The 2,300-nt window shown below is 73.8% G+C and carries 3 protein-coding genes; 1 reads left to right on the forward strand and 2 read right to left on the reverse strand.

Annotated elements, in window-relative coordinates:
• The coding region (locus FRW57_RS20550; protein WP_162529444.1) for an AMP-binding enzyme at positions 1 to 237 on the forward strand (237 nt) is incomplete at its 5' end.
• Between the two features lie 65 nt (positions 238 to 302).
• On the opposite strand, the gene FRW57_RS20555 is transcribed toward FRW57_RS20550, so the two are convergent.
• A complete protein-coding gene (locus FRW57_RS20555) occupies positions 303 to 1,115 on the reverse strand; it encodes an aminoglycoside adenylyltransferase domain-containing protein (RefSeq protein WP_137121863.1) in 813 nt (270 codons plus the stop codon).
• Between the two features lie 110 nt (positions 1,116 to 1,225).
• A partial coding sequence (locus tag FRW57_RS20560) for an NAD(P)/FAD-dependent oxidoreductase (protein ID WP_152186931.1) occupies positions 1,226 to 2,300 on the reverse strand: 1,075 nt, incomplete at its 5' end.

Below are 2,300 nucleotides of genomic sequence, written 5' to 3' on the forward strand. Positions count from 1 at the left end.
GACGGCGCCCTGGAGGCGCTGCGCGACGAGCTGGTGCAGCGCGTGCGGTCGGAGGTCGGCGCGGTGGCGGCGTTGCGGCAGGTCGACGTGGTGGCGGCCCTGCCCAAGACCCGGTCGGGCAAGATCCTGCGCAAGACGATGCGCCAGATCGCCGACGGCGACGCGGCCACGGTGCCGAGCACCATCGAGGACCCGGCCGTGCTCGAGGACCTGCGCCCGGTGCTGCGCCGCCCCTGAGCTCACCTTCCCCACGAGCGAGGGGGAGTCGCGGTGGCAGAGCGCGGGGTGGGGCCGAGGCCGGCTCAGCGCAGGGCCGGGTCGGCCTCGTGGATCACGGCGGACATGAACGCCATGGTGTCCTGGCGACGCCGCGCGGGGTCGTCGGCGTAGGCGGCGGTCGGGCCGGGACCCTCACGGATCGCGAGCGCCTCCTCCAGGATCGGTCGCCACTGCGCGTCCATGTGGTCCAGGGCGTGCCGTCCGGCCACGCTCTTGGAGGCCATCTCTCCCGTCTCGAGCCGGTGGCGGAGCCGGGCCGTGCCGAGCACACCCCACGCGGTGGCCTCGGGCACCGCGGACTCCTGCGGGTGGACCGCCATCGACTCAACCTGCCCGCGCCAGTAGGTCGTCAGGTGTTCGATCGTGTAGGCCCGCAGCGCCGTGTCGTCGGTGTGGATGTCCACGGTCGACAGGTCGGGGCCGAAGACGGTGATGCCGTGGCGGGCCAGCTCGTGCCAGGTGGCGAGGATGATGTCGGGGTGGTTGCTCACCGTGAACAGCCCGGCGCTGGTGCCGGGGACAGCCGGACATACGCCGGGGGGCGACGCCAGGTCGGAGGCCAGCACGTAGAAGCCGTCGAAGTGGGTGCCGGGATGTGCCGTCTCGAGCTCGGTGTGAATGGCGTGCAGCACCGCTACGTCCGCCGCGTCGGGCCGTCGGCTGGTCGTGGCGACGAAGTCGATGTCGCTGCCGTCGAAGAACTCCCCGAAGCCGAGCGACCCGTGCAGGTAGAGCCCGGTGAGGAAGCCCGGCAACCGGTCCTGCAGCAGGTCCACGGCGGTCGACGTGATGCCACGGACGACCGTGGGCAGGCTGTCGGCGGGAGCAGTGACCATGCGCTTCACCGTATCCGGTGGCCAGCCTGCTCCGGCGGCGCCCCGGTGCCGTCCGCCTCGGTACCCCGCGCGGCCCCGTCCGAGGTGGTCCTGTGTGACATCGCCACCGATCAGTGACCCGTGAGCAGGGACAGGGCGCGTCCGAGGCGGGCCGGGCGTCCGGTGAGGCGCTCCTCGTGGTCCGCGAGACCCGCGAGGCGCAGTCCCGCGTTGATGCCGAGCCACCGCAGCGGCTCCGGTTCCCAGGCGCGGGAGCGGTGGTCGACCCAGGGCAGCGAGGTCAGGCTGGTATGCCGTCCGGTCACCAGGTCGGCCAGCGTGCGCCCGGCGAGGTTGGTCGTGGCCACGCCGTCGCCGACGTAGCCCCCCGCCCAGGCGAGTCCGGTCGCCGGGTCGTGGCCGACGCTGGGGTGCCAGTCGCGGGCGATGCCGAGCGGACCGCCCCAGGCATGGGTGAAGCGCGCTCCTCCGAGCGCCGGGAGCATCTCGCGCAACGCCGTGCGCAGCGTCTCGAAGACCGCGGCGTCGCCGTCGAACTCGGGGCGGATGCCGGAGCCGAAGTGGTAGGGCGCACCGCGGCCGCCGAAGACCAGCCGGTCGTCCACCGACCGCTGGCCGTAGACGATGACGTGGCGGTGCTCGCTGAACGTCTCGCGCTCGGCCAGCCCGATCTCGGCCCAGGTCGTCTCGGGCAACGGCTCGGTCGCGACGATGAGGGAGTAGACCGGGGCGATGGTGCGCCGGTGGCGGGGCAGCCGGGAGGTCCACGCCTCCGTGGCCCGGATGACGTGTCGTGCACGGACCACCGGCCCCTGCACGGTCTCGACCCGGCCGGGCGAGATCCGTGCGACCGGGGTGTGCTCCCGGATCGTGCCGCCACGATCCTCCACCGCGCTCGCGAGGTCGCGGGCGAGCCGGTAGGGGTGCACGCGGGCGCAGTGCGGGTTGTAGGTCGCTCCGAGCAGTCCGGTCACGGCGAGGCGCTCGCGAGCGGCGTCCGCCTCCAGCCAGGTCGTTCCCAGACCCCAGTGCTGTGCCTCGGCGACCTCCTCCCGGGCCCGTGCGGCCTGTGCCCTGCCGCGGGCGACGACCACGGTGCCACCTTGGCGGAAGCCGCAGTCGATGCCCTCGTCCGCGGCCACCCGGCCGACCTCGGTCACGCTCTCCCGGAGGGCGGCGTGCTGG

This window comes from Segeticoccus rhizosphaerae, assembly GCF_009192725.1.
In the GTDB taxonomy this organism is placed as follows: domain Bacteria; phylum Actinomycetota; class Actinomycetes; order Actinomycetales; family Dermatophilaceae; genus Segeticoccus; species Segeticoccus rhizosphaerae.

Excerpts from the sequence above, each read along its gene's own strand:
- FRW57_RS20555 (WP_137121863.1), bottom strand. The coding sequence starts at position 1,115 with ATGGTCACTGCTCCCGCCGACAGCCTGCCCACGGTCGTCCGTGGCATC.